Source organism: uncultured Marinobacter sp. (assembly GCF_913055835.1).
GTDB lineage: Bacteria > Pseudomonadota > Gammaproteobacteria > Pseudomonadales > Oleiphilaceae > Marinobacter.
Genome location: NZ_CAJXKQ010000009.1, coordinates 82,434 through 103,655 on the forward strand (window position 1 = coordinate 82,434; position 21,222 = coordinate 103,655).

Annotated in this window: 22 protein-coding genes; 16 read left to right on the top strand and 6 right to left on the bottom strand. The window is 58.3% G+C overall.

Annotated features, from left to right (window positions below):
- Window positions 1–8: 8 nt before the first annotated feature.
- Window positions 9–524 (bottom strand): SRPBCC family protein, encoded by a 516-nt coding sequence (locus QZ534_RS07350; protein WP_296933222.1) that lies wholly within the window; start codon window positions 522–524, stop codon window positions 9–11.
- A gap of 220 nt (window positions 525–744) precedes the next feature.
- On the opposite strand from QZ534_RS07350, the gene fabA reads away from it, so the two are divergent.
- Entirely contained in the window at window positions 745–1,254 is a 510-nt protein-coding gene (gene fabA / locus QZ534_RS07355; RefSeq protein WP_296933224.1) for a bifunctional 3-hydroxydecanoyl-ACP dehydratase/trans-2-decenoyl-ACP isomerase, read from the top strand.
- A gap of 11 nt (window positions 1,255–1,265) precedes the next feature.
- Window positions 1,266–2,477, top strand: coding sequence for a beta-ketoacyl-ACP synthase I (gene fabB, locus QZ534_RS07360; protein WP_296933226.1), 1,212 nt, complete (start codon window positions 1,266–1,268; stop codon window positions 2,475–2,477).
- A gap of 6 nt (window positions 2,478–2,483) precedes the next feature.
- On the opposite strand, the gene QZ534_RS07365 is transcribed toward fabB, so the two are convergent.
- On the bottom strand, window positions 2,484–2,840 hold the full coding sequence (locus QZ534_RS07365; protein ID WP_296933227.1) for a helix-turn-helix transcriptional regulator: 357 nt from the start codon (window positions 2,838–2,840) through the stop codon (window positions 2,484–2,486).
- 157 nt (window positions 2,841–2,997) lie between these two features.
- On the opposite strand from QZ534_RS07365, the gene yegQ reads away from it, so the two are divergent.
- From yegQ to QZ534_RS07405, 8 genes are all read left to right on the top strand, one after another.
- Complete coding sequence (gene yegQ, locus QZ534_RS07370) at window positions 2,998–4,317, top strand: tRNA 5-hydroxyuridine modification protein YegQ (protein WP_296933229.1); 1,320 nt, start codon at window positions 2,998–3,000, stop codon at window positions 4,315–4,317.
- Between the two features lie 476 nt (window positions 4,318–4,793).
- A complete protein-coding gene (sufB, locus tag QZ534_RS07375; RefSeq protein ID WP_296933231.1) occupies window positions 4,794–6,242 on the top strand; it encodes a Fe-S cluster assembly protein SufB in 1,449 nt (482 codons plus the stop codon).
- Between the two features lie 206 nt (window positions 6,243–6,448).
- Window positions 6,449–7,222, top strand: a complete 774-nt coding sequence (gene sufC / locus QZ534_RS07380; RefSeq protein ID WP_296933233.1) for a Fe-S cluster assembly ATPase SufC — start codon at window positions 6,449–6,451, stop codon at window positions 7,220–7,222.
- Between the two features lie 12 nt (window positions 7,223–7,234).
- Window positions 7,235–8,521 carry a Fe-S cluster assembly protein SufD gene (gene sufD, locus QZ534_RS07385; protein ID WP_296933234.1) on the top strand — a complete coding sequence of 429 codons (1,287 nt, stop codon included), beginning with the start codon at window positions 7,235–7,237 and terminating at the stop codon, window positions 8,519–8,521.
- 6 nt (window positions 8,522–8,527) lie between these two features.
- Window positions 8,528–9,781, top strand: a complete 1,254-nt coding sequence (locus tag QZ534_RS07390) for a cysteine desulfurase (protein WP_296933236.1) — start codon at window positions 8,528–8,530, stop codon at window positions 9,779–9,781.
- A 13-nt stretch (window positions 9,782–9,794) separates the two neighbouring features.
- Window positions 9,795–10,148, top strand: coding sequence for an iron-sulfur cluster assembly accessory protein (locus QZ534_RS07395; protein WP_296933238.1), 354 nt, complete (start codon window positions 9,795–9,797; stop codon window positions 10,146–10,148).
- A gap of 80 nt (window positions 10,149–10,228) precedes the next feature.
- Window positions 10,229–10,771 carry a putative Fe-S cluster assembly protein SufT gene (gene sufT, locus QZ534_RS07400; protein WP_296933240.1) on the top strand — a complete coding sequence of 181 codons (543 nt, stop codon included), beginning with the start codon at window positions 10,229–10,231 and terminating at the stop codon, window positions 10,769–10,771.
- On the top strand, window positions 10,772–11,242 hold the full coding sequence (locus tag QZ534_RS07405; protein ID WP_296933242.1) for a SufE family protein: 471 nt from the start codon (window positions 10,772–10,774) through the stop codon (window positions 11,240–11,242).
- Between the two features lie 12 nt (window positions 11,243–11,254).
- Here the strand turns inward: QZ534_RS07405 and QZ534_RS07410 are convergent, their stop codons facing one another.
- Together QZ534_RS07410 and QZ534_RS07415 are read right to left on the bottom strand one after the other, a co-directional pair.
- Window positions 11,255–12,460 (bottom strand): flagellar assembly protein T N-terminal domain-containing protein, encoded by a 1,206-nt coding sequence (locus QZ534_RS07410; protein ID WP_296933244.1) that lies wholly within the window; start codon window positions 12,458–12,460, stop codon window positions 11,255–11,257.
- Window positions 12,461–12,478: 18 nt separating this feature from the next.
- Window positions 12,479–13,027, bottom strand: coding sequence for an LPP20 family lipoprotein (locus tag QZ534_RS07415; protein ID WP_296933246.1), 549 nt, complete (start codon window positions 13,025–13,027; stop codon window positions 12,479–12,481).
- Between the two features lie 248 nt (window positions 13,028–13,275).
- On the opposite strand from QZ534_RS07415, the gene traF reads away from it, so the two are divergent.
- From traF to trmL, 5 genes are all read left to right on the top strand, one after another.
- Window positions 13,276–14,598 carry a conjugal transfer protein TraF gene (gene traF, locus QZ534_RS07420; protein WP_296933249.1) on the top strand — a complete coding sequence of 441 codons (1,323 nt, stop codon included), beginning with the start codon at window positions 13,276–13,278 and terminating at the stop codon, window positions 14,596–14,598.
- A gap of 144 nt (window positions 14,599–14,742) precedes the next feature.
- Complete coding sequence (locus QZ534_RS07425) at window positions 14,743–15,864, top strand: multifunctional CCA tRNA nucleotidyl transferase/2'3'-cyclic phosphodiesterase/2'nucleotidase/phosphatase (protein WP_296933251.1); 1,122 nt, start codon at window positions 14,743–14,745, stop codon at window positions 15,862–15,864.
- A gap of 10 nt (window positions 15,865–15,874) precedes the next feature.
- Window positions 15,875–16,621, top strand: coding sequence for a pteridine reductase (locus QZ534_RS07430; protein WP_296933253.1), 747 nt, complete (start codon window positions 15,875–15,877; stop codon window positions 16,619–16,621).
- A 127-nt stretch (window positions 16,622–16,748) separates the two neighbouring features.
- Entirely contained in the window at window positions 16,749–17,927 is a 1,179-nt protein-coding gene (locus QZ534_RS07435; RefSeq protein ID WP_296933254.1) for an acetyl-CoA C-acetyltransferase, read from the top strand.
- A 6-nt stretch (window positions 17,928–17,933) separates the two neighbouring features.
- Complete coding sequence (gene trmL, locus QZ534_RS07440) at window positions 17,934–18,398, top strand: tRNA (uridine(34)/cytosine(34)/5-carboxymethylaminomethyluridine(34)-2'-O)-methyltransferase TrmL (RefSeq protein ID WP_296933256.1); 465 nt, start codon at window positions 17,934–17,936, stop codon at window positions 18,396–18,398.
- A 49-nt stretch (window positions 18,399–18,447) separates the two neighbouring features.
- Here the strand turns inward: trmL and secB are convergent, their stop codons facing one another.
- Window positions 18,448–18,951, bottom strand: a complete 504-nt coding sequence (secB, locus tag QZ534_RS07445) for a protein-export chaperone SecB (protein ID WP_064227537.1) — start codon at window positions 18,949–18,951, stop codon at window positions 18,448–18,450.
- 144 nt (window positions 18,952–19,095) lie between these two features.
- Entirely contained in the window at window positions 19,096–19,512 is a 417-nt protein-coding gene (locus tag QZ534_RS07450; RefSeq protein WP_008169323.1) for a rhodanese-like domain-containing protein, read from the bottom strand.
- Between the two features lie 147 nt (window positions 19,513–19,659).
- On the opposite strand from QZ534_RS07450, the gene gpmM reads away from it, so the two are divergent.
- Window positions 19,660–21,207: a 2,3-bisphosphoglycerate-independent phosphoglycerate mutase gene (gene gpmM, locus QZ534_RS07455; protein WP_296933258.1), complete on the top strand. Its 1,548-nt coding sequence runs from the start codon at window positions 19,660–19,662 to the stop codon at window positions 21,205–21,207.
- Window positions 21,208–21,222 lie beyond the last annotated feature (15 nt).

The window sequence follows — 21,222 nt, forward strand, 5'->3', positions numbered from 1 at the left end:
CCCGCTGGTCAGGCGGCCAACTCCTGCCTGACCAGCAACTCGAACCTTGCCCTTGCCTGGCGGAACCGGCTGGCCGGGAAGTGAATACTGATTCCCTCCAGTGCCGCCAGCAACATTTCAAGGTGGGCATCCCAACCCGCGCAGGCAATGGGCACCAGGTCATCATCAGGCAGCAGCAAGGTCAGTGACAGGCGTGTTCCCTCGTCGATTGGTGCAAGCTCCCAAACCAGCGGTCGCTCGGGGGAATTACCCGAACTCCAGGAATAGGCGAGGCGACGATTGGGCTGGCAATCTGTGACCCGGCAATCGATCGGCATACCACTGTTTCCAAAATCCAGCTGAACCCGACCGCCCGGCCTGGCATCAAGTGTACCCGGAGCCAACCACTCTGCCAGATACACCGAGTCTGTCAGCATGGCCCACACACTCTCAGGCCTGTGCCCGACCTCTCTTTCCAGAAGCACCATAACCCGGTCACCCTTGCGCCGGACCTTGCACTCGATGGTTTCCTCATCCCCGGACATACCCCCTCCTTGCCAGTTTCGGCTTTACGGATTTCACGAAAACAACCTCTGGATGATTCTATTCGCAGGGTCCGGTGAGCACCTTGATGACCATCAAACGGGGCAAACAGACGAAATCCGGGAACTTCAAACCGGCAATCATCCACTAAAGGTCAATAGCTCCTCGCGAAATTCGAGCTAAAGTATGAGGAAATCATTTTGTAACAGAGATACTGGCACTATGAATCCGGATCGTTTTGACAAAGAAGACCTGATCAAATGCGGCCATGGTGAGCTCTTCCCCGGCTCCATGCGCCTGCCCATCAACGAAATGCTGATGTTCGACCGCGTTACCCATATCGCGGACGACGATGGCCTCTACGGCAAGGGCAGCCTCGTAGCCGAGCTCGACATCAATCCGGACCTCTGGTTCTTCAAGGTACACTTTGTTGACGATCCGGTGATGCCGGGCTGCCTTGGCCTGGACGCCATGTGGCAGCTGGTGGGCTTTTTCCTGGCCTGGGGTGGCGGCGAAGGCAAGGGGCGCGCACTGGGCGCCGGTGAAGTGAAGTTTACCGGCCAGGTGCTGCCCACAGCCAAGAAGGTCACTTACCACCTGGATCTCAAACGCGTGATCCGGCGCAAACTGACCATGGCAATTGCTGATGGCCGGATGGAAGTAGACGGCCGGGAAATCTACACTGCCAAAGACCTGCGGGTTGGCATGTTCACCTCGACCGATGATTTTTAGGAGTTAACAGGATGCGTCGTGTTGTAATCACCGGTATGGGCATAGTTTCCAGCCTTGGTACCAACCAGAAGGAAGTCGCCCAGTCCCTCAAGGAATCCCGTTCCGGCATCGGCTTCAGTGAGGAAGCCCGGGATAACGGTCTGCGCAGCCACATCTGCGGCCAGATCAACCTGAACCTGCCCGAACTGATTGACCGTAAGCTGTGGCGCTTCATGTGCCCGGCTTCCGGCTACACCTATCTGGCAATGCTTGAAGCCATTGAGCAGGCCGGGCTGACCGACAAGCACATAAAGGCAGACACCACCGGTATCATCTTTGGCCAGGGCGGCGCCTCGACAGTTGAGCTGCTCGATTCCATTGATACCCACCGCGATCGCGGTATTCGCCGGGTTGGCCCCTATCGAGTGCCCCGCACCATGGGCAGTGCCATCAATGCCTCCCTGGCAACCGGGTTTGGCATTCGCGGCATCAACTACGGCATCACCTCTGCCTGCGCCACCAGCGCGCACTCTATCGGCCATGCCGCGGACCTGATTGCCCTCGGGCGCCAGGATGTGATGTTTGCCGGCGGCGGCGAGGATATCCACTGGACCCTGAGCCTTCTGTTCGATGCCATGGGCGCCCTGTCGACCAAGTACAACGACACGCCGGAACTGGCGTCGCGCACCTATGACGCAAACCGGGATGGCTTTGTTATCTCTGGTGGCGGCGGTGTGCTGGCACTCGAGGCGCTGGAGCACGCCGAAGCCCGGGGCGCAAATATCCTGGCGGAACTGGTGGGCTTTGGCGCCACGTCAGACGGCGCCGATATGGTCGCGCCGAGTGGCGAGGGCGCAGTGCGGTGTATGCAACAGGCCATGAAGAATCTGGATGGCGAGATCAGCTACATCAATACCCACGGCACCAGCACACCGGCCGGTGACGTAACCGAGCTGAAAGCGCTGAAAGAGACCTTTGGTGACAAGATTCCGCCGCTGAGTTCCACCAAACCCCTGTGCGGCCATGCCCTGGGCGCGGCGGGCGTTCATGAGGCCATTTACAGCCTGATCATGCAGCGTGAAGGCTTCATTGCGCCTTCTGCCAACATTCAGACTCTTGATGAGGGTGCCGAGGGCTACCCGATCGTCCGTGAGCGCATGGACAACCAGAATCTCGACCTGGTGATGAGCAACAGCTTCGGCTTCGGCGGTACCAACGCCACGCTGGTATTCAAGAAGGTCTGAGACTGATCAGGACAGCCTGACAGAGCGGTATTCAGCCGGGGATGTCCCCATCCAGCGCTTGAAAGCCCGGCTGAATGCGCTCAACTCCGAAAACCCGAGCTGCTCGGCAATCTCCACCAGCGGTTTGGTCTTATCCTGCATGTAGGTCAGCGCTTGCCTGCGGCGAACATCCTCAAGCAAACGGGCAAACGTCAGCCCTTCACGCTTCAACTTCTTGTGCAGCGTGTAACGGCTCATATGCAGCTGCGACGCCACGACTTCCACACCAACCTTGCCACGAGCTAACTGCAAACTGATCAGGGAACTGACCCTGACACTCAGCGAAGCCCGCGCCACCTCTGGCGTCAGAGGCTTTGATGCCATCTGGAACTCCTCCTTTGGAACGCTTCGTCCCGAAAACCGAGACCGTGAGCGTACACATGTTAGCCGAAAATAATCAATACGACCTTTGAGCAGGATCAAGGGAACGTCCACCCGCATACGGCAAAATGCCCCGCTTTCAGAATCCCCCGGAGCCACTATGAACACCCCGGAACTGCTCGCCCCCGCGGGCACCCCAGAACACCTGGAAACGGCCTTTGCCTACGGCGCCGACGCTGTCTACGCCGGCCAGCCCCGCTACTCGCTGAGAGTAAGAAACAACAGTTTCAAAGACATTGCAGCCCTCGGTGCAGGAATTGAACGGGCCCACGAACTGGGTAAACAGTTCTACCTTGTCTCCAACATAGCACCTCACAACGACAAGGTGCGGTCCTACCTCAGGGATCTGGCGCCAGTACTGGAACAAAAACCCGACGCGCTGATCATGTCGGATCCCGGCCTGATCATGCTGGTTCGGGAAACATGGCCGGACCAGCCCATCCATCTCTCGGTACAGGCCAACGCGGTGAATTGGGCAACCGTCGAGTTCTGGCGCCGCCAGGGCATCAACCGGGTCATCCTGTCCCGGGAACTGGCTCTGAACGAGATCCGAGAGATCCGCGACCGGGTCCCTGCGATGGAACTGGAAGTCTTCGTCCACGGTGCCCTGTGCATGGCCTACTCGGGCCGCTGCCTGCTTTCGGGTTACATGAATCACCGGGATGCCAACCAGGGTGCCTGCACCAACGCCTGCCGCTGGAACTACAAACAGGTACAGCACGGCCACGACCAGACCGGCGACCTGATCGCCACCTGTGGCGGTAGCGACGTCCAGGAAGTGACGCCAAAAGAAATACTGCTGGAAGAGCCCAACCGCCCGGGCGGCTTCATTCCCGCCTACGAGGACGAACACGGCACCTACATAATGAACTCAAAGGATTTGAGAGCCGTTCAGCACGTCGCCGAACTGGCAAAGATGGGCGTCCACTCCCTGAAAATCGAAGGGCGAACGAAAAGCACCTACTACGTAGCCCGCACCACCCAGGTCTACCGCCGCGCCATCGACGAGGCGATGCAGGGCAAGCCCTTCGATATGAACCTGATGGACGAACTGGAAGCCCTCTCCAACCGCGGCTACACCGAAGGCTTCCTCCGCCGCCATCTTCCCCGGGAATACCAGACCTACGAACAGGGCTCCTCATTCCTGGGCACCCAACAGGTTGTCGGCACCATCACCGACACCGACGACCAATGGCTGACTATCGATGTGAAAAACAAGTTCTCCCCCGGCGACCAACTGGAACTGATCAGCCCTGCCGGCAACATCCGGTTCTCCGCCAGCATCATGGAAAACCGAAACGGCCAGGCCATGGACTGTGCGCCTGGCAGCGGACATATCGTTCGCATCCCGAAACCGGCTGATCTTCCACAAACTCTGGAGCACAGCTACCTCACCAGAATCCTGGCTACCGGCGACTAGCAATTAGTCTGAGGCGCCGGGCGGGACTGCCTCCCAAAACCGTGCATTGCCATGGATGGCAATGCCGAGCCCCCCAGGGATGGGTTCACGGCGTGTTTTGGGAGGCAGTCCCACCTGGCGCCCACCTCAGAAGATCCAGGCTTACAAGAACCAGACTATCAGCCTCATTACCACCCCCTTAGTGCCCCAAAGGCCGATTAAGGTATAATCACCCGACGCACAAATTAATACCTGACTATTTTACTCTGGTATTGTATAATCGCTCGCCAGAAGCGATGGATTCCGGCTGCTTTTCTGCTCAATTACCAGCAACAGCCCGGAAAATCCGTCATCCAAAAAGCGATTGCAGGGCGTACTCACAGGACGAGCGACCACTGCAACACCCAAACTGATAACATCCGATCGACAGCCACTTTTGACGCTGTCGGCGACACCAAGGGCGCAAGCCCGCGATGAGAGAATACGGAGCGACGATCATGGCGACCACCGACCAAGAGGTGAACGAGCTGATCAAACGGGAATACGAACACGGATTCGTAACAAACATCGAATCCGACACGTTCGAGCCCGGCCTGAATGAAGACGTTATCGCCCGCCTGTCCGGCATCAAGAAAGAGCCGGAGTGGATGCTGGAGTGGCGTCTGAAAGCCTACCGTCGCTGGCTCGAGATGGACGAGCCGGACTGGGCCCATGTGGGCTACCCGAAAATCGACTACAACTCGATTTCCTACTATTCCGCGCCCAAGCGCAAGGAAGACATGCCCCAGAGCCTGGACGAAGTGGATCCGGAACTGCTGAAAACGTACGAGAAGTTGGGCATTCCCCTGCACGAGCGCGAAAAGCTCGCGGGCGTGGCCGTAGACGCGGTGTTCGATTCCGTCTCCGTGGCAACCACATTTAAAGAACCGTTGGCCAAGGCCGGCGTGATTTTCTGCTCCATTTCCGAAGCCATCCGCGATTACCCGGAACTGGTCCAGAAGTACCTCGGCACCGTTGTACCCCACGGTGACAACTTCTTCGCCGGCCTGAACTCGGCGGTCTTCTCTGACGGCACCTTCGTTTACGTGCCCAAGGGTGTTCGCTGCCCCATGGAACTGTCCACCTACTTCCGCATCAATGCGGCTAATACCGGACAGTTCGAGCGTACCCTGATCATCGCCGACGAAGGCAGCTACGTGAGCTATCTTGAAGGCTGCACCGCGCCCATGCGGGATGAAAACCAACTGCACGCAGCGGTTGTCGAGCTGGTGGCCCTGGACGATGCCCAGATCAAGTACTCAACCGTACAGAACTGGTACCCGGGCGACGAAGAAGGCAAAGGCGGCATCTTCAACTTCGTCACCAAGCGTGGCGCTGCTATCGGCAAGAACTCCAAAATTTCCTGGACCCAAGTCGAGACCGGCTCCGCGGTTACCTGGAAGTATCCCAGCTGCGTTCTGCGGGGCGAGAACAGCGTCGGCGAATTCTACTCGGTAGCGCTGACCAACAACTTCCAGCAGGCCGACACCGGCACCAAGATGATCCATCTGGGCAAGAACACCTCCAGCACGATCATCTCCAAGGGTATTTCCGCCGGCAAGAGCTCCAACGCCTACCGTGGACTGGTTAAATTCGGCCCGGGTGCGGAAGGCGCGCGTAACTTCACCCAGTGCGACTCGCTGCTGATCGGCGACCGCTGCGGCGCGCACACCTTCCCGTACATTGAGAGCAAGAACAAGTCGGCCATTGTCGAGCACGAGGCAACGACCTCCAAGGTCAGCGACGAGCAGATGTTCCTTTGCCGCCAGCGCGGCATCGACCCGGAACAGGCGGTTTCCATGATCGTGAACGGCTTCTGCAAGGAAGTGTTCAAGGAGCTGCCCATGGAGTTCGCGGTCGAAGCCGGCAAGCTGCTCGAGGTAAGCCTCGAAGGGTCCGTTGGTTAAACGTCTATGCCCCGCTGGCCTTGGGGAGGTCAGCAAGCGGGGGAGCTTTCCGGGATACGCTGTGAATACGTCCCTGTACGATCGACAAAATCATCCATGATTTTGACGATCCCGGAAAGCTCCCCCGCTCACTGCCCCGAACATTTTCCGGGCACCGAAAGGGTCTAAATTTACAGACAGAATTTCAGAATAGAGAGAAGCCACAAATGCTGAGCATCAAGAACCTGCACGCATCCGTTGAGGGCAAAGAAATCCTCAAAGGCATCAACCTGGAAATCAAGGCCGGGGAAGTTCACGCCATTATGGGTCCTAACGGCTCTGGCAAAAGTACCCTGTCTCAGGTGCTTGCAGGCAACGAAGCATTTGAAGTCACCGAGGGTGAAATCACTCTGAATGGCGAGAACCTGTTGGAGCTTGAAACCGAAGAGCGTGCCCGTGAAGGCATCTTCCTGGCATTCCAGTACCCGGTGGAAATCCCCGGGGTAAGCAACCTGCAGTTCCTGCGCACCGCCGTGAACGCCATGCGCCAGCACAAAGGCCAGGACGAGATGAACGCGGCCGAGTTCATGAAGCTCGCCAAAGAGATTTCCAAACAGGTGGATCTGGACCCGTCGTTCCTCAAGCGGGGCGTCAACGAAGGCTTCTCCGGTGGTGAGAAAAAGCGTAACGAGATCCTCCAGGCACTGCTGCTGCAGCCGAAGCTGGCGATTCTCGACGAGACCGATTCTGGTCTTGATATCGACGCCCTGAAGGTTGTCTCTGACGGCGTAAACGCTCTGCGCGCGGAAGACCGGGCCATCCTGATGGTCACCCACTACCAGCGCCTGCTGAACCACATCGTGCCGGATTATGTGCACGTGCTGGCCGGCGGCAAGATCATCAAATCCGGTGGCCGCGAACTGGCCCTGGAGCTGGAAGAACGCGGCTACGGCTGGCTGGGCATCAAGGATGAAGAACCTGCCGACAGTACAGCCAATTAAGGAGGTCGCGGAATGAAACCAGCACCCACTCTTTCTACCGCGTTCCTGCATCCGGCCGGCCAGTCACTGCCCGAGCCCCTGCTTGCCCTGCGCAAGCAACGGGGAACGGCGCTGGTCGACATGCCGTTGCCGACCCGGAAAACCGAGAACTGGAAATACTCCAGCAAGTACCTGAAGCTGACCGACGACATGGCCATTTCGCTTCCGGCGGAAGGCAAGACCGGCAGCAGCCTGGCGGTACCCGGCTACAAGGTTGCGTTTCTCAACGGCGTGATGATGCCGGAAGCCTGTGAGTACCCGGATCTGGATGGCATCAGCATTCAGAGCTTCAGTGATCTGAGCGACGAGGACGCCAGTGATCTGGCGGACCGACTGGACAGCACCCTGGACAACAAGGCCGTCCAGATGGCCCGGCTGAACTCGGCGCGTTTTGAAGATGGCTTGCTGATTCGTCTCAAGCCGGACGCGGTGCTCGACCAGCCGCTGTTCATTGTTCACGAAGTAACGGCCGAGGCCAGCGGTTCGGCCTTCCCGCGTATTTTCGTGGATGCCGGTCGTCACAGCCAGATTACCCTCGTGGAGGAATACATCTCCAGCGGATCGGCCCCGGTCATGGTCAATACCGTCACCGAGTTCAACGTAGCCGAAGGCGCCAACATCACCAGCATCCGCCTGAACATGGAAGGCGAGAATGTCCAGCACATTGGCTCTACCGGTGTGGTGCAGCAGCGCAGTTCTCGTTTTGAAAGCCATACGGTTGGCTTTGGCGGCCCTCTGCGCCGGCATGACCTGCAGGTCCGGCTGGAGGGTGAAGGCGCCGAGTGCAAGCTTAACGGCGTGGTTGTTACCCAGGGCAAGCAGCACTACGACAACCACACCACCATTGAACATGTGGCTGCCCACTGCAACAGCGAAGAGACCTATCGCAATATTGCAGCGGACCAGTCCCATGCGGTTTTCAATGGCCGGATTCATATCCATCAGGATGCCCAGAAATCCAACGCGGATATGAACAACAAGAACTTGCTGCTGTCCAACGGGGCAGAAATCGATACCAAGCCGGAGTTGGAAATCTACGCCGATGACGTGAAGTGTGCCCACGGCGCAACCATCGGCCAGCTGGATGAGACCTCGCTGTTCTATCTGGTTTCACGGGGCATCGGACGGCGTGAAGCGAACGTTCTGCTTACCATGGCGTTTATCAACGAGCTGGTGGAGCAGATTCCGGTTGAAGCAGTGCGGGAAACGGTCCAGGGCCGGCTGAACCACTTCTTCGAACAGACATTCCAGGAGGCGTAAGCGGTTATGACCGATCTGTCCGTGGCAAGTACAGCCAAGCGCACCACCTTTGATGTGGAGGCCGTTCGCCGGGATTTCCCGATCCTGTCTCAGCAGGTGAACGGCAAGCCCCTGGTGTATCTGGACAATGGCGCCTCGGCCCAGAAGCCGGAGGCCGTGCTGAACGCCATGGATCGGTATTACCGTGAGATGCACTCCAATGTTCACCGTGGCGCCCACACGCTTGGCGACCGGGCGACCGCTGCTTTCGAAGGTGCCCGTGAGACTGTCCGCAACTTCCTGAATGCGGAAAGTACCCGGGAGATCATCTGGACTCGTGGCACCACCGAGGCCATCAACCTGGTTGCCAACGGGCTGGCACCGCGCCTGAAGGCCGGTGACGAGATTCTGGTGAGCCACATGGAGCACCACGCCAACATTGTCCCCTGGCAGATGATCGCCGAGCGCACGGGTGCGAAAGTGGTGCCTGTTCAGGTAACCCCGGACGGCGAGCTGGATCTGGAATCCTTCACCAGCCTGCTCAATGAGAAAACCCGTGTGCTGGCCATCACCCACGTTTCCAACGTGCTTGGCACCGTGAACCCTGTGGCGGCCCTGATTGAACAGGCCAAGGCCCACGGCATCATTACTCTGGTGGACGGTGCCCAGGCGGTACCTCACTACCAGCCGGATGTGCAGTCACTTGGCTGTGATTTTTACGTTTTCTCGTCGCACAAACTGTTCGGCCCCACCGGGATCGGCGTGCTCTATGGCAAGGCCCAGTTGCTGGAGGAAATACCTCCTTACCAGGGCGGTGGCGAGATGATTGAACGGGTGTCCTTCGAGCGGACCACCTGGAACACCCTGCCCTACAAATTCGAAGCCGGCACCCCGGCTATCGCCGAGGCGGTCGGGCTGGGAGCGGCCATCGAGTACCTGAACGGTCTGGACCGTCCAGCCATGGAAGCGGCCGAGGCCGCCCTGCTTGAGCGGGCCAACCAGCTGGTGGAGATGGTCCCCGGCATGAAAATCATCGGCACCGCAAAGCGCAAAGTGCCGGTCATGTCCTTTAAAATTGCCGGTTTGCACCCCAGTGATATAGGCACGCTGCTGGATCAGCAGGGCATTGCGATCCGCACCGGCCACCATTGCGCCATGCCGCTGATGGATTTCTATGGAGTTCCCGGTACAGCCCGGGCCTCATTCGCGTTCTACAATACACTGGACGAGGTGGATACATTGTTTACCGCCCTGCAGAAAGTCCAGCGTCTGTTTGCCTGATGGAGGTGGAATCATGACAGCCGAAGTCTTCACCCCGAGCGTTGCCGTCACCATGACGCCGAGCGCCGTCAAACACGTGCGCAAACAGCTCGAGAAAAAGCCGGAAGCCAAGGGCATCCGGCTGGCCATTAAAAAGAGTGGCTGCTCTGGCTTCAAATACGAAACCCAATGGGTGGAAGAGGCCTCAGCTGACGACAAAGTGTTTCACATAGATGGCGTTGATGTTTTCGTGAAAGAAGAGCATCTGCCGCTGGTGAACGGCATCGAGATCGATTTCGTGACGGAGGGCGTGAACTCCATGTTCCAGTTCCGCAATCCGAACGCCACCGCGGAATGCGGCTGCGGCGAGAGTTTTACCGTCGCCTGACCTGATGATGAGTTAGTAGGTCGGATTAGCAAAGCGTAATCCGACACCAAAGATCGAGAAAAAGCGAGGCCCGAACAGGCATGCAAGAACGGGAAGTGGTCCTGACCAAACGCGAGGTGGAAGCCCGCCTTGTTCCTTCCGGAACCGAAATCATGATTCCGTCGGACACCTTTGTGACTATTACACAGTCACTGGGTGGTACCTTTACGGTCGCCGTAAATGGCAATCTCGCCCGGATTGAAGGCCACAATGCCGATGCGCTCGGCAAGAAACCTCTGGAAAGCAGCTTCGAGACCCCTGAAGACGGCACCGTCAACGAAAACCAGGTCTGGGAAGCCATGCGGAACTGCTATGATCCGGAAATTCCGGTAAACGTGGTCGATCTGGGTCTGATTTACGATTGCAAGATAGAAAACGGCACCGAAGACGGCAATCATGTCTACGTGCTGATGACGCTGACTGCCGCCGGTTGCGGCATGGGCCCGGTGATTACCGAGGATGTGAAAACCAAGTTGGAGCACGTACCCAACGTGGACAAGGTCACTGTTGAGCTGACTTTCGATCCACCCTGGAGCAACGACATGCTCACCGACGAAGCCAAACTCGAACTGGGAATGCTGTAAATGACTGCCAGTGAACAGGACTTTCTGAACAACCCCCTGGGCAAAGACACCACCCTCGAAGACGTTCTGGATGGCTTCGAACTGCTGGACGACTGGGAAGAGCGCTACGCCTTCATCATTGACCTGGGCAAACAGCTTCCTGCTTTCCCGGAAGAATCCCGGGTTGAAGAAAACTATGTTCACGGCTGTCAGAGCCAGGTCTGGTTGATCCACCACTACGACGAAGACAGCGGCCGGCTTTACCTGTTGATTGACTCTGATGCCATGATTGTCCGTGGGCTGGCCGCCATCATTCTGGTCGCCCTTAATGGCAAAACGCCCAGGGACCTTCTGGCCACAGACATCGATGAGCTGTTCGAGCAACTGGACCTGTTCCGCCATATTTCACCGACCCGCGGCAACGGACTTAGGGCCATGGTCGGCAAGATCCGGGATATTGCGGCTGCCGAGGCGGCCGGCGCCAGCAGCTGATAGCCGCCAGCCCTACCAGATAATCGCTATATCATCCCTCTGAATATTCAAGATGCCTCCCAGTTGCGGCATGGTGCCCCGACTGAAATGTGGCTGGACCCTATCAAGGGTCACAGAGACCTCACTGTCCTGCAGCTCCGGAGAATCCCCCGGAGCATCCAGATAGCGCTTGCTCCGGTAGAGCTTCAGCTCGTCGCCCGGCCTGAGCCCTGCGGTCGCACCCGATTCCAATGTAACCCCGTGGCCGTCCACCCGCGCAATCCGGGTTATAAAGGGCTGACAAGCCAGCGCCTCGGTCACGGCTGCCGCCATGTCCCCGATTACGCCATTGACTGCCTGACCATAGGCGGTCTTTTGAAAGCCCGCCGAACCGAATCCGGCTGAACTGCCGGGGCTGGCGTCCCAGTCTGCTGCCGTAGCAAACCGCTGCCGGTATACCGGCGCACCACTGAAACCGTCAAAGATAATGAGGTCTGCAGCGAACCGACGTCGTTGATCCACCACACCAATACCCCGTTGCATCCTGTCCAGTACGGAAGTGCCCCACGCCGAAGGGTCTGCAACTCCAAGATCCCGAATAACCCCTGTTACCACGAACTGCACCCCCATTTCACGGGCCAGCTCGAGCACGTTGCTCAGTCGATTATCCCCCTGTTGAACCGTCGGTGCGTTCAACAGGTCGGTAAACATTCTGGACGTGGTAGCCCCGAAAACCTGCAGCCCTCCCTGGGCCACCAAACGCTGTTGTAGCTGTTGCGGCAAGATTTCGCCGGCATCGTCAATGCGCCCTACTCTGGCCTGGTCCGGGTACACCATCGGGAAGCCGGTCACTGCAACCCGCTTTTTCAGGCGGCCAGCATCTCCAGCGCCGCACTGACTGCGGCTCTCGCTGATATCTCCACGAACAATCACCCTTAGCAGGTTGCCACTCTGGTACTCATCGATTATCCGCACGTTCCTGGCCCTGGCGCTTGATGCAAGATCCATCCGGGACTCGGTGATAACACCATTTTCCATAGTATCGTGCGTACTTACCCTGGCCTCGTACTGCAGGGAAAGATCCCGGATCGCGGCCTTGCGGGCTTCGGCCCGGGCGGCTTCCAGATTGCCGTTGTGGATATTGGCGTGGCCCACACCCTCCAGAACAACCGCATGGGCGCCGGAAACCAGAACAAGGGCCAGAGCCCCAAGTGCGACCAGTGACAGCAAGCGTTTCATAGCTTTCAGTACTCTCGATCAATCAAGGTAATACAGGGAATCCACGCCCTTGCTCTGCACATCGCCCACGCTGTCATTTTCCTGCGGCATGGGGATCGGGCAGAGATCCTGCACCTGATCATCAGCCACCTCGGCGACACAGGCCCGGAAACGGGGCTCAAGCTTCAGTTCCATCACGGTCTCAAAGACTCCGTCGCTGTGCTCGTTCACGGCGACCAGCTTCGCTCCCCGTATGTAACTGTCGACGTAGGTTCTGAACATGTCATTGCGCAAGACAAAATCGTTCACGGTGGAACTTCCGTAAACGACGGTACCGTATACGCGTTCCACGAGATTGCGGTAGGCATCCAGCTGGGAGGCTCGGCGGGCCATCAGGCGTTTGCGGGTATCCGAACGGTCGGCCGCAACATCCTCATAGGTCCCCAAACCACTCACCCGCACTGTTATCGGCTCAAGCATCGTGTCCTGGCGTGGCTGGCTGCCGTTATCCCCCTGGTGGCTGCCAATCGGCGCACAGGCTGCGACCGTTGTGGCCAACAAGGACATGAGTATCCAGCGAAGGTTCATTGCGTGTCTCCAGAAAACATCATTTCCGGTTCCCTATGAAAGAATTACGCCAGTTTTTCTAAGCCACTGATATTACGCTCAACAACAGCTGATGTGACTATTCTGCTTCCGGCATGCGGCAAAAAACTGCCTCTGTTTACACATCGAAAACAAACCGTTACCCCATGCGTCATGTACCGGCAAACGTTCTGGATTAACCTTTCAGCTACGTAATATTTAATCTGCCTTTTTAACCAACAGGATTCCTCATGACCGGACACCGTCTGACCAAACTTTCCGTAGCCATTGGCCTATCCATCGCCACCTCCTCTGTGCTCGCCAGCCCGCAGTCTTTTATGTCTGCCCGCTCGTTCGCCATGGGTGGTACCGGGGTTGCCGTTGCAGTACCTGCTGACGCCCCTGCGGAAAACCCGGCCATGATGGCGGCGGATCATCACAGCTGGAACGACGATTTCGGGCTCACGTTGCCCTCCGTGAATGTGCGGGCGGCGGACGAGGAAGAGACGGTCGATCAGGTGGATGATATCCAGGACGTTATCGACGAATTTGATCAACTGGTGTCACAACTCGAAATCGATCCTACCCAGGCCAATGCCGACTCCCTGGCATTGACTGCCGGAGACCTTCGCGACCGCCTGGTAGATTTTGACAGGGATACCATGCGCGCCAACGCAGGCTTGGGCCTGGCCCTGGCCGTTCCTGGCAAGTCGCTTTCTGTGGGCGTATTTACCAACGCCAATCTCACCGCAACGGTTCGCGGCGAGCTTTCCGACGATGACCAGGCTCTACTCGACAGCATTGTCACAGCCGCAGAAACCGGCAATGTCACGAACGTGGAAAACGTCATAAACAACGCAGCTGTTGACCAGGACGGGAATATCATTTTCAACTCCAGAGGCCGGATTCTCGCCTCAGCCGTTGGCGAAGTGGGCGTTTCCTTTGCCCGCCAGTTCGACCTCTCCAACGGAAACAGCTTCCAGCTGGGGGTTTCCCCGAAATACGTCGAACTGCGCACCTTCCAATACACAGAATCGGTGTCCGGGTTCGAGGATGACGAGTTCGACGGCGACCAGTATCAGACCGACAAGAGCGGCTTTAACCTGGATATCGGCGCAGCTTACTCATTTGGCGATGAGAAGCAGTGGAATGCGGGCATCGTCGTCAAGAACCTCATCCCGATGGAGCTGGACTCTGCTGCCAGCCGTCCTGAGCTGGGAGAAGAAGTCCGTACACTGGAACTCAACCCCATGGCCACGGTCGGAATCGCCCACAAGAGTGAGTACCACGTAGTCACCGCAGAAATCGACCTGACCAAGAAAGAAGCCTTCGGCTTTGAGGACGATACGCAATGGGTAGCCCTGGGCGCTGAATTCGATGCCTTCCGTTACGCCCAGCTTCGGGTCGGTGCTCGCCACAACCTGGCCAGCAACGAAGACAATGATGGCATTGAAGAGAAAACCCAGTTCACCGCCGGTCTTGGCCTGAACATCGTGGGCGTACGCCTCGATATCGGCGCTCTTTACAGCGATGCCGATGTGGGCGCTGCTCTGGAGCTTGGCACCGCGTTCTGATCAGGAGCCTGCAACAAGCCCTCTCAAGCCCGCCCATGCAACAATGGGCGGGCTTTTTATATCCAGTCCCTCCACAAGTTTGCCTGCCCCGCCCGGGAACCGGATAATCCACCGACACACTCCCCGAAAGGAATCAGACATTTCATGCAGGCCTATCTGGTTGGCGGTGCCGTTCGCGACGAATTACTCGGCCTTGAGGTCAAGGACCGTGACTGGGTTGTCGTCGGCGCAACACCGAAGGAAATGCTTGCCAAGGGATTCAAGCAGGTGGGGGCGGACTTTCCGGTTTTTCTACATCCCCGTACCCGTGAAGAATATGCCCTCGCCCGCACTGAGCGGAAACAGGGGCATGGTTACCACGGATTCACTGTCTACAGCGCGCCGGATGTGACTCTTGAACAGGACCTCAGGCGACGCGACCTGACCATCAACGCGATGGCAAAATCCGAAAACGGCGACCTGGTCGACCCCTTTGATGGTCGCAGTGACATAACGAATCGCAAGCTTCGGCATGTCTCGGAAGCCTTCGCCGAAGACCCCCTGAGGATTCTGCGCACCGCCCGGTTCGCAGCCCGATTCCAGCCACTGGGATTTGCCGTGTGCGACCAGACCATGGCCCTGATGAAACACATGGTAGACAGCGGTGAAGTGGACCATCTGGTTGCCGAACGGGTTTGGCAGGAGTTCCAGCGGGCGCTACACGAACAGGCGCCAAAGGCCTTTTTCGCTGTTCTCCGTGACTGTGGCGCGTTGGCGGTACTGGTTCCGGAAATAGCACCATCAAATGTTTTTCAGCTGGCGATGGCGGCACTCGACTGCGTCCACAACCAATCCGGGGCGACCACTGAGGAACGATTTGCCGCCCTGCTGTCTCCCCTGGAAGCGTCTGTAGCCCTCGAGAGGGCAAAAGCCCTGAAGGCACCCAACGACTGCCGGAACCTGGCACGACTGGCGACGGCCTTCACGGCTCAGATCCGGAACATCCATCCCCAACATCCTGACGCCGAGACCCTGCTGAACCTGCTGGATCAGGCGGATTTGTGGCGCCGACCGGAACGGTTCTCGCAACTCCTGAACGTGCTGGAATGCGCCCTGCCCGGCGACCCTTACCCACTTAGCCTGCTTCGAACCGTATCGGAGGCGGCTACCGGCGTCGATCCGAAAGCCCTCCTGGCGGAAGGCTATAAAGGTAAAGAACTGGGCAGTGCGATCCGTAGTGCACGCCTGAAACGTATCGACGATGCCATTACCACGACCAACGACTGAGGAGTTCTCCATGCCGTCCAAAACGCCTGTTGCCCTGGTCACCGGCGCAGCCCATCGTCTTGGCGCACAAACTGCACGGACCCTCCACGAACGAGGCTGGAATCTGGTGATTCACTATCGGAGCCGGGACGAGCAGGCTAACTCACTGATTACGCAAATGAACCGTCAGCGACCGGACTCCGCCTGCGCCCTTCAGGCAGATCTGAGCCAGACAGCCGAGATAGACCGGTTGGCCAGTGACGCCGTCGAACAATGGGGCCGACTGGATGCACTGGTGAACAATGCCTCTGTGTTCTACCCCACCCCTACCGGGGACGCCACCGAACACGATTGGGACACCATCCTGAATACCAATCTCAGAGCCCCCTTCTTCCTGGTGCAGGCATGCCTGCCTGAATTGGGACGGAACCGCGGCAGCGTGGTGAACCTGATTGACATCTACAGTGAAAGACCCATCGACGACCACCCTCTGTACTGCGCCAGCAAAGCAGGCCTGGCCGCCCTGACACGTTCCTGGGCAAAAGATCTGGCACCGGACGTGCGGGTGAACGGCGTATCGCCTGGCGCCATCCTTTGGCCTGAAGGCGAAGCCGAGATGGATCAATCCGCCCAGCAGGCGATTCTCGACAAGACCCCGCTGGCCCGTACCGGCAATCCGGGCGATATTGCCGAAACCATCGCCTTCCTGATTTGCGATGCGCCGTTCATCACCGGGCAGATCGTCTCTGTTGACGGCGGTCGAAGCCTGAACATGTAAGCCCGATTACTTCCTGCCGGCCCGCTTGCTTTGGCCGGGCGCAGCTTTCCGGATACAATGCCGGCAGATTTCAATCCTGCACGCGCAGGACATGATTCCGCGCGTGCCTCTGATCCGGAGATTTCCCATGCGTGATGTCGTAATTGTTGCCGCCCGCCGTACTGCTATCGGAACCTTTGGCGGAGGTCTCTCCAGCCTGAGCGCAGACCAGCTGGGAACTGCCGTTATCAAGGCACTGCTCGAAGAAACCGGCGTCGCCGGCGACCAGATCAACGAAGTGGTGCTCGGCCAGGTGCTTACCGCCGGTTGCGGCCAGAACCCGGCTCGCCAGTCTGCCATCAACGCCGGCATTCCTGCCTCTGTACCCGCAATGACCATCAACAAGGTCTGCGGTTCCGGCCTGAAAGCCGTGCACATGGCGGTGCAGGCGATTCGCTGCGGCGACGCCGAACTGATGATTGCCGGTGGCCAGGAAAGCATGAGCCAGGCGCCCCATGTACTGCCCAACAGCCGTAACGGCCAGCGCATGGGCAACTGGTCCATGGTAGATACCATGATCAAGGACGGCCTTTGGGATGCCTTCAACGATTACCACATGGGCATTACCGCCGAGAATATCGTCGAGAAGTACGGCATCAGCCGTGAAGAGCAGGACGAGTTTGCTGCGGCGTCCCAGCAGAAAGCCGCCGCCGCTCGCGAAGCCGGCTATTTTGATGGCCAGATTGTTCCGGTTTCCATCCCCCAGCGTAAGGGCGACCCGATTGTCGTGGACCGCGACGAAGGACCTCGCGATGGCGTCACGGCCGAAGGGCTGGGCAACCTGCGCGCGGCCTTCAAGAAGGACGGCACAGTCACCGCCGGCAACGCCTCCTCCTTGAACGATGGCGCCGCTGCTGTGATGGTGTGCAGTGCCGAAAAGGCCAGGGAACTGGGACTGACCCCGATCGCCACCATCAAGGCGCACGCCAACGCCGGCGTGGACCCCACCATCATGGGCACCGGCCCGATTCCCGCCAGCCAGCGCTGCCTAAAGCTTGCCGGCTGGAGCACGGATGAACTGGACCTGGTGGAAGCCAATGAAGCCTTCGCTGCCCAGGCCATTTCCGTGAATCGCGACATGGGCTGGGACACCAGTAAGGTAAACGTAAACGGTGGCGCCATTGCCCTGGGCCACCCTATCGGCGCATCCGGCTGCCGCATCCTGGTCTCCCTGCTGCATGAGATGGTTCGCCGTGACGTGCACAAAGGTCTGGCCACGCTGTGCATCGGAGGCGGCATGGGCGTTGCCCTGGCCGTCGAGCGCTAAGCGTTCATGCTTCACGTTGTGCTGTACGAGCCGGAGATACCGCCGAATACCGGCAATATCATCCGGCTGTGCGCCAACACCGGCTGCCAGCTGCATCTTATTGAACCACTGGGTTTTAACCTGGAAGACAAACAGATGCGGCGGGCCGGGCTGGATTACAGCGAGTATGCCACGGTCAAGATCCACAGGAACTACCAGGACTTCCTGGCCAGCGAGCAGCCCGGACGCCTGTTCGGGCTGACCACCAAAGGCAGCACCCACTATCATGAAGTGCGCTACCAGGATGGCGACTACCTGATGTTCGGCCCGGAAACCCGCGGCCTTCCCGCTGATGTCCGCGAGGGTTTGTTGCCCGAGCACCGCCTGCGGGTTCCGATGCAACCGGAAAGCCGCAGCCTGAATCTCTCCAACACCGCAGCCCTGGTGGTTTACGAGGCCTGGCGGCAGCTGGGATTCTACGGAGCGACATAAAAAAACCGGCCGGAGCCGGTTTCTTTATTACTTCTTCACTTACCGCAGATCAGTGAGTCTGCTGCTCTTCGTTTGCCTCACCCGCAGCTTCTTCCTGCTTGCGCTTGAGCGCCTGGGCATAGATGGCATCGAAGTTCACCGGCGCCAGCATCAGGGCCGGGAAGCTGCCCTTGTTCACAATGCCGTCGATCGCTTCGCGAGCGTAAGGGAACAGGATAGTCGGGCAGTAGGCGCCCAGCATCTGGCCCAGCTGCTGACCTTCGATGCCCTGAACCAGGAACACACCGCCCTGCTGGATCTCGACGATATAAGCCACTTTCTCACCGACTTTCGCGGTAACGGTCAGGGAAAGCACAACCTCATACTGGTTGTCGCTGACCTTATTGTGGGAGGTATTCAGATCCAGGTTAACCTGCGGCTTCCACTGCTCCTGAAACACGGTGGGAGAGTTGGGCGATTCAAAAGACAGGTCCTTCACATAAATACGCTGAAGGGCAAACTGGGGTTGGTTCTGGTTGTCACTGCCTGCTGCGGCTTGCTGATTCTCAGCCATTTTCAGTCCTTTCGTTCTCAATCGTGGGCTCAGGGCCCGTTGTTATGGGATGCTCTAGAGCTTGCTGCCGGGACATTCTACGTTCAGGCCGGGCCGGCTAATGTGAAACAGTGCGGCAGAATGCTCTTCAGATCAAGGGCCGACCTATTTCTTAACCAGCGGAAGGTTGCTTGCCTTCCAGTCCGCAACACCGCCATTCAGACGAACAACATTGCTGAAGCCTTCCGCATTCAGCTGCTTGACCGCCATGGCGGAATGCTGGCCCATCTTGTCGGCAACGATGATCTGCTTGTCCTTGAACTTGCTCAGCTCGCCAACGCGGCTCTTGAGACTGTTCAGGGGAATGTTGATTGAGCCGGTGATGCGGCCCTCACCAAACTCCTTGCGGTCCCGGATGTCGACTACAACGGCTTCATCCTTGTTAATCAGATTAACCGCGCCCTGGGCCGAAATCTTGGCACCGCCACGACGGGACTCCAGAATAAGGATGGCGACCAGAAATGCCACGAACAGCGACACAAGAATGTAGTGGTTAACGACAAATTCAAACAACCGGTCCATGAATTTACCCTGATAATGAGTTTGGCCGGATTATACACAGCCTGCCCCCCGGACAGAAGGTGACGAAACTGGCCAGTAAATGCGAAAATAGATAAACTCAATTTTCGTTTTAGTAAATTTACTAACATTTTACTTCCGGACTGAATGATGACTGCAATGCGCAAGCCGACTGCACTGATTATCCTGGACGGCTGGGGCCACCGCGACCCGGCTGAAGACAACGCCATCAGCAACGCCAGCACCCCGTTCTGGGACAAACTCTGGCAGAACCAGCCCAAGACCCTGATCAATACTTCGGGCATGTTTGTGGGGCTGCCGCAGGGGCAAATGGGTAACTCGGAAGTTGGCCACATGAACCTGGGCGCAGGGCGCGTGGTCTATCAAAGCCTGACTCGTATCGACAAGGATCTCGAAGACGGTACTTTCCAGAAGAACGAGGTACTGTGCTCCGCAATCGACAAAGCCGTCCAGAGCGGCCGCGCCGTTCACCTCATGGGTCTGATGTCTCCCGGTGGTGTTCACAGCCACGAGGACCACATTATTGCTGCCGCTGAACTGGCTGCCGCCCGCGGGGCGAAGGAAGTTTACATTCATGCCTTCCTTGATGGCCGCGACATGCCACCCCGCAGCGCCAAACCGTCGCTGGAAAAAGCGGCGGCCAGGCTCAAGAGCCTGGGTGTCGGCCGGGTTGCGTCGATTGTGGGCCGTTACTATGCCATGGATCGGGACAACCGCTGGGACCGCGTGGAATCCGCTTACAACCTGATGACCCAGGGCACCGCAGAGTTCACCGCGGCCGATCCGGTATCCGGGTTGGAACAGGCCTACGAGCGGGGGGAAAACGACGAGTTCGTAACACCAACGCGCATCCATGCACCGGGCGAGCCCGAGGGCACCATCAACGATGGCGATACAGTTCTGTTCATGAATTTCCGAGCCGACCGTGCCCGGGAAATGACCCGCACCTTTGTTGAAAAGGATTTCGATGGCTTCGAGCGCAAGAAGCACCCGGAACTGGCCGATTTCGTCATGCTGACCGAGTACGCGGCCGACATCAAAACCTCCTGCGCCTACCCGCCGGAGCAGCTTACCAATGGCCTTGGCGAATATATGGCGAAGCAGGGCAAAACCCAGCTGCGCATTGCCGAGACCGAGAAATACGCCCACGTAACCTTCTTCTTCAATGGTGGCCTGGAAACGCCGTTCGAAGGCGAAGACCGTATCCTGGTGCCCTCTCCCAAAGTTGCCACCTACGACCTGCAGCCTGAAATGAGCGCGCCAGAAGTCACAGACAAGCTGGTAGAAGCTATCAAGAGCGGCAAATACGATCTGGTAGTCTGCAACTACGCCAACGGTGACATGGTTGGCCACACCGGCAAGCTCGATGCGGCCATCAAGGCAGCCCAATGCCTGGACGAGTGCGTGAAGCGCGTTGTTGAGGCCCTGGATGAAGTTGGCGGCGAGGCCCTGATCACCGCCGACCATGGCAACTGCGAACAGATGACCGATCCGAACTCCGGCCAGGTTCATACCGCCCACACCATCGGCCCGGTGCCACTGGTATACACCGGTCACCGCAAGGTTGTGCTCAGGAACGACGGCAGTCTGAGCGACGTTGCGCCCTCGCTGCTCACCCTGATGGGACTGGAGAAACCGAAAGAAATGACCGGGCACAGCCTGGTTGAAATCGGTTGATCCTGGTACGGAAAC

Bases quoted from the DNA above. Each gene is read 5' to 3' on its own strand.
- QZ534_RS07350 (WP_296933222.1), bottom strand. From the start codon at position 524: ATGTCCGGGGATGAGGAAACCATCGAGTGCAAGGTCCGGCGCAAGGGT.
- fabA (WP_296933224.1), top strand. From the start codon at position 745: ATGAATCCGGATCGTTTTGACAAAGAAGACCTGATCAAATGCGGCCAT.
- fabB (WP_296933226.1), top strand. From the start codon at position 1,266: ATGCGTCGTGTTGTAATCACCGGTATGGGCATAGTTTCCAGCCTTGGT.
- QZ534_RS07365 (WP_296933227.1), bottom strand. From the start codon at position 2,840: ATGGCATCAAAGCCTCTGACGCCAGAGGTGGCGCGGGCTTCGCTGAGT.
- yegQ (WP_296933229.1), top strand. From the start codon at position 2,998: ATGAACACCCCGGAACTGCTCGCCCCCGCGGGCACCCCAGAACACCTG.
- sufB (WP_296933231.1), top strand. From the start codon at position 4,794: ATGGCGACCACCGACCAAGAGGTGAACGAGCTGATCAAACGGGAATAC.
- sufC (WP_296933233.1), top strand. From the start codon at position 6,449: ATGCTGAGCATCAAGAACCTGCACGCATCCGTTGAGGGCAAAGAAATC.
- sufD (WP_296933234.1), top strand. From the start codon at position 7,235: ATGAAACCAGCACCCACTCTTTCTACCGCGTTCCTGCATCCGGCCGGC.
- QZ534_RS07390 (WP_296933236.1), top strand. From the start codon at position 8,528: ATGACCGATCTGTCCGTGGCAAGTACAGCCAAGCGCACCACCTTTGAT.
- QZ534_RS07395 (WP_296933238.1), top strand. From the start codon at position 9,795: ATGACAGCCGAAGTCTTCACCCCGAGCGTTGCCGTCACCATGACGCCG.
- sufT (WP_296933240.1), top strand. From the start codon at position 10,229: ATGCAAGAACGGGAAGTGGTCCTGACCAAACGCGAGGTGGAAGCCCGC.
- QZ534_RS07405 (WP_296933242.1), top strand. From the start codon at position 10,772: ATGACTGCCAGTGAACAGGACTTTCTGAACAACCCCCTGGGCAAAGAC.
- QZ534_RS07410 (WP_296933244.1), bottom strand. From the start codon at position 12,460: ATGAAACGCTTGCTGTCACTGGTCGCACTTGGGGCTCTGGCCCTTGTT.
- QZ534_RS07415 (WP_296933246.1), bottom strand. From the start codon at position 13,027: ATGAACCTTCGCTGGATACTCATGTCCTTGTTGGCCACAACGGTCGCA.
- traF (WP_296933249.1), top strand. From the start codon at position 13,276: ATGACCGGACACCGTCTGACCAAACTTTCCGTAGCCATTGGCCTATCC.
- QZ534_RS07425 (WP_296933251.1), top strand. From the start codon at position 14,743: ATGCAGGCCTATCTGGTTGGCGGTGCCGTTCGCGACGAATTACTCGGC.
- QZ534_RS07430 (WP_296933253.1), top strand. From the start codon at position 15,875: ATGCCGTCCAAAACGCCTGTTGCCCTGGTCACCGGCGCAGCCCATCGT.
- QZ534_RS07435 (WP_296933254.1), top strand. From the start codon at position 16,749: ATGCGTGATGTCGTAATTGTTGCCGCCCGCCGTACTGCTATCGGAACC.
- trmL (WP_296933256.1), top strand. From the start codon at position 17,934: ATGCTTCACGTTGTGCTGTACGAGCCGGAGATACCGCCGAATACCGGC.
- secB (WP_064227537.1), bottom strand. From the start codon at position 18,951: ATGGCTGAGAATCAGCAAGCCGCAGCAGGCAGTGACAACCAGAACCAA.
- QZ534_RS07450 (WP_008169323.1), bottom strand. From the start codon at position 19,512: ATGGACCGGTTGTTTGAATTTGTCGTTAACCACTACATTCTTGTGTCG.
- gpmM (WP_296933258.1), top strand. From the start codon at position 19,660: ATGACTGCAATGCGCAAGCCGACTGCACTGATTATCCTGGACGGCTGG.